The organism is Lutimonas sp. (genome assembly GCF_051011215.1).
GTDB lineage: Bacteria > Bacteroidota > Bacteroidia > Flavobacteriales > Flavobacteriaceae > Lutimonas.
The window spans coordinates 1-4,143 of the sequence record NZ_JBPCUJ010000017.1; the positions used below are offsets into that span (position 1 = coordinate 1).

Annotated in this window: 5 protein-coding genes; 1 reads left to right on the forward strand and 4 read right to left on the reverse strand. The window is 34.8% G+C overall.

Translation table 11 applies throughout. The features are described 5' to 3' along the window. From ACR2MV_RS01945 to ACR2MV_RS01960, 4 genes are all read right to left on the reverse strand, one after another. Window positions 1-644, reverse strand: a 644-nt coding sequence (locus ACR2MV_RS01945; protein WP_434020203.1) for a LuxR C-terminal-related transcriptional regulator, incomplete at its 3' end; no start/stop codon positions are given. Between the two features lie 10 nt (window positions 645-654). Further along, window positions 655-1,398 carry a LuxR C-terminal-related transcriptional regulator gene (locus ACR2MV_RS01950; protein WP_434020204.1) on the reverse strand — a complete coding sequence of 248 codons (744 nt, stop codon included), beginning with the start codon at window positions 1,396-1,398 and terminating at the stop codon, window positions 655-657. A gap of 203 nt (window positions 1,399-1,601) precedes the next feature. Next, entirely contained in the window at window positions 1,602-2,339 is a 738-nt protein-coding gene (locus ACR2MV_RS01955) for a LuxR C-terminal-related transcriptional regulator (protein ID WP_434020205.1), read from the reverse strand. A gap of 397 nt (window positions 2,340-2,736) precedes the next feature. Further along, window positions 2,737-3,438, reverse strand: a complete 702-nt coding sequence (locus ACR2MV_RS01960; protein WP_434020206.1) for a queuosine precursor transporter — start codon at window positions 3,436-3,438, stop codon at window positions 2,737-2,739. Window positions 3,439-3,747: 309 nt separating this feature from the next. Between ACR2MV_RS01960 and ACR2MV_RS01965 the strand changes: the two genes are divergently transcribed. After that, window positions 3,748-4,143 (forward strand): ACP S-malonyltransferase (locus ACR2MV_RS01965; RefSeq protein ID WP_434020207.1); only part of this gene is annotated, 396 nt, incomplete at its 3' end.

Sequence of the window (4,143 nt, forward strand, 5' to 3'; positions counted from 1 at the left end):
TGTGTAGCAACTGTATGCTTTGAAATATCTAGGGTTTGGCCAATTTCAGCATTTGTTTTCTTTTGATCAATTTCTTTGATGATATCTAATTCTCTCTCAGTAAAGATACCTTGCTCAGATCCGTAAATTTTTCTTTTAAAATCTTCCTGATCCAGGTTTTTGGCATCAAATTTATAGCGAACCATCTCTTCATCTTCAATAAATGAAAGGTCACTGACCTTGATTAATGAACTGATCATATTTCCTTCGGTGTCGGTTTCTAAAACCGAAGATTGGCTCAAAACTTTTATAAATTCACCTTTGGAATTTTTGATTCTGAAGGTCAAATAAAGAACATTGCCTTCATTATTTTTTGGGTTTTCATGGGTATGACTGATGGTAGCGGCCCCTATCCGACCGACTAAATCGATGTCATCCGGATGTATCTTCTGTAAATAATTCTCTAAAGACATTGAAGCATCCTTATAACCCAAAAAAGCTTCGAATCCCTTTGAAAAGGTCATTTTATTCTGAGCAAAATCAATGACATAGACACATTCTGTTTGGCTAAGATGAATATCCGCCAGTTTGGCTAAATAATTTTCTCCGAAATCAACTCTCGTATAATTCTTCGCAAATTCTTCCAAAAACGCTAATACCTGCATCTAAAATAAATCACTTGGAAACCTCCGAATTGCTGCTCGTCAAAATCCCGTTTCGCTTGCAATATAGTTTAAGTTGTGCAGCATCACTGCAATTTGACTTAAATAAAATGTTTTTTCGATGTGTCGATACGGTATGAATACTAATCATTAGTATTGCAGCTATTTCAATATTGGTTCGTCCTTCAAAAATCTGAGCAATTACCTCAAGTTCACGAGGCGTAAAAATTTGTTCCTCACCATATACTTCACTTTTAATCTTTTCCATGTCAATATAGGTAGGGTCTACCATCCACTCAACGGCGTCTGAATCATGCGTAAATGAAATATCTGTATACTTGATCAAAATGTTTAAAACCTTGTCTGTATCGTCTGTTTGATACACAATCGTATTACTCAAAATTCTGGCATAAGATCCATCCTTCTTTCGGAATCGATAGGAAATGTTTAGAATATTCGAAAATTCTGGAATTGTGATGTCTACCATCTGGACTACCAATTCCCTCACAATGTTTTGAATGATGGCGAAGTCATCTGGGTGGTATTTATCAAAAATGAAATCCATATCTAATTCCTTTTCCCGATATCCAAATACTTGATCAAATCCTTTGTGAAACAAGATTTGATTCTGGGTAAAATCGAAAAGATACAGTGACTCCAGGTTGTTGAGAGGAATTTTCTGCAAGGATTCAATATCCAAGGAATGCCCTTTTCTATTCTCTAGTTCTCGTTCAACTCCCTGTAAAAATGACTTCATATATCCCTTAACTCAATTAAAAATGCCCTTGAAATTTAGTCCTCATGTGGTTGTGAAACCAACTAAATTTAGCTAGTTGCAAAATAACTAGAATCAAAACCTCTCACCATACCCTTATGAGGGTATATTCAGGAATTATAAAAGTATATTCAATATAGGAGCTACTATTGTGCCTTTGAATTGAGTAAAAAGGCTGATGCTTCTTACTTCAGAATGCCGTTTGCTTTACAAAACAACAATAACTCTTCCGCTGAATGACATTTGCTTTTTCTGAAGATTTTCTTGCGATGTGTCTCAACTGTAAATTTACTTATCATCAAAGAATCGGCAATTTGACTATTTGAAAGACCTTTTTCTATTTCCAAAATCACCTCCATTTCTCTGGGAGTAAACATTGAGTTATGACTTTCAAAAACGATATCGTGAAACACATTTGCATCCAGGCCATTGGCCAAAAACTTATATTGAACGGCATCTGAAGTGTCAACAAAACCAATATCACTGAGTGTAACCAAAAAACTTGCAATTAATCCTTCACTATCTATTTCATAGGGTGAGGATTGTGCGAGGATCTTTACATAGCTGCCATCTACTTTTTTTATGCGATGAGAAACATACAGACAAAGTTCCTCATTTCTAATAGGATTACTAATCGAATGATGAACGGCAGCCTGACCAATACGCACTATATATTCTCTATCGTCAGGATGAAATAAGGCCACAAAATTTTGCAGATTCATATCCTCATCTACATATCCTAAAAGATGATCAAACCCTTTTTTAAATAACATTTCTCCATTCCTTAACTCCCAAACAAAAACACATTCATTAATATTAAATTTGATGTTTTGAAGATCTTGAATCTTTCCATCGACCTTGGTCCGTTCTGGATAATGAGCTGCAATACCTTCGATGAATTCATCGATCGTTTTCGTTTTCATTTAGAAAATATGGTTTGATTGTCTAAAATATTACAGTCAAGATAAGCCATTAAATCCATATTGCAATACCCTTATGAGGGTATGCTTCAAAAATTTTTAAAATAAACTCATTTTTTACTAAATAACCTACCCCCTTAGAACAGAAGGTAGGTTATATCAAAGTAGCTATAAAATAATACTCGAGGGGGAAGTAACTACATTTAATGCCACAATAATCCTTACTATTTGAGAAAAGTAGAGGCCTCATTAGAGGCCTCCCTAAAGATCCTTACACTGCAAAGATGTTCAAAGAGCATCTAAGTTTCGGGAAAATTGTTGCTGCTAAAGTAATAGCTTATACAATAATGTACAATACCCTGTAAAAGGTATATTTCATCGTTAATCTATGTATATCCGGCTATAAGGCTATTTCTTCGTTGGCTTTTAGGTTAAACTTTGCTCGGAACCAATACACAAAAAGGTAAAGAATAGGAGTATCTAGCAATGCCACCAGTAGTTTAAATAAAAAACCGTTCAGTAGTAGAATTCCGAAGAGGTCCCATTCAATGACTCCGAAAGAACAGAGCAAAAACAATACGGAAAACGTATCCAAAAACTGGGAAGAGATGGTAGAGAAATTATTCCGTAACCAAAGGTGTCTGCCATTGGTTTTTCTTTTCCAAAAATGATAAATCCTTATATCGACAAATTGAGCGACCAAATAAGCCATGGCCGAAGCAAAAACGGCTAGAGCAGATAAACCGAATACACTATGAAAAATTTCATTCCCGATGGGAGACCATTCCGTGGCAGGAGCAGCATCAGATAGCATAATAATCAATAAAGAAAAAGCAGAAGCAAAAATTCCAGTTATGACCACTTGATTTGCTTTCTTTTTCCCATAAATCTCAGAAATTAGATCGGTCACTAAAAAAGTAATGGGATAAGGCAATATGCCAACGGATATTTCAAAATTATATATTCCAAAAAAGTCCCAGGAAAAGAATTTTTGAAAAATTAAATTCGACACTACGAGTGACGCAATAAAAATCGCCGCCAAAATCAAAAAAATACTAAAAGCCAGGGATCTGTCCTTTTCAGACAGGGTTTTTTCAATCATGCCTCTAAAATAGTGAAAAACTAATAAGGAATTTCGAACAAAGAATTTTGAATATCGAAGTTGTCAAATAGTTTGAAACTTCAGGACGGCTAGTCGAAATTTCTAAAATATAGTATTCAATAAAACTATTTATTTGAATTCAGATTGAAGAATGTTGATTTTAGATGTAAGATTCCTTCAACATTCAAAATTCCTTATTCCATATTCTAAATTCAAACATCTCAAATCTTCAATCTGCAATCTCCTGTTTTACATCTCCAATCTCAATTCATTTCTTTACTTTTGTAACATAACCAAACTATAAATAAAATGAAAGCATACATATTCCCTGGTCAGGGAGCTCAATTTTCAGGAATGGGATTGGATCTTTTTGAAGGTTCCCATTTAGCACAAGAATTCTTTAATCAGGCCAATGATATTTTAGGATTTTCTATTACCGATATCATGTTTGAGGGTTCTGTTGAAGATTTAAAACAAACCAAAGTAACCCAACCTGCTATTTTTTTACATTCTGTGATTCTGGCAAAAACCCTGGGAGATGATTTTAAACCGGAAATGGTTGCTGGTCATTCTTTAGGAGAGTTTTCAGCCCTAGTAGCAAACGGAACTTTGGCTTTTGATGCAGCTCTTGAACTTGTTTCTCAGAGAGCTCAAGCCATGCAAAAGGCATGCGAACTACAGCCATCAACTATGGCTGCTGTACTT

Coding starts and splice junctions, on each gene's coding strand:
- ACR2MV_RS01950 (WP_434020204.1), bottom strand. CDS start 1,398: ATGAAGTCATTTTTACAGGGAGTTGAACGAGAACTAGAGAATAGAAAA.
- ACR2MV_RS01955 (WP_434020205.1), bottom strand. CDS start 2,339: ATGAAAACGAAAACGATCGATGAATTCATCGAAGGTATTGCAGCTCAT.
- ACR2MV_RS01960 (WP_434020206.1), bottom strand. CDS start 3,438: ATGATTGAAAAAACCCTGTCTGAAAAGGACAGATCCCTGGCTTTTAGT.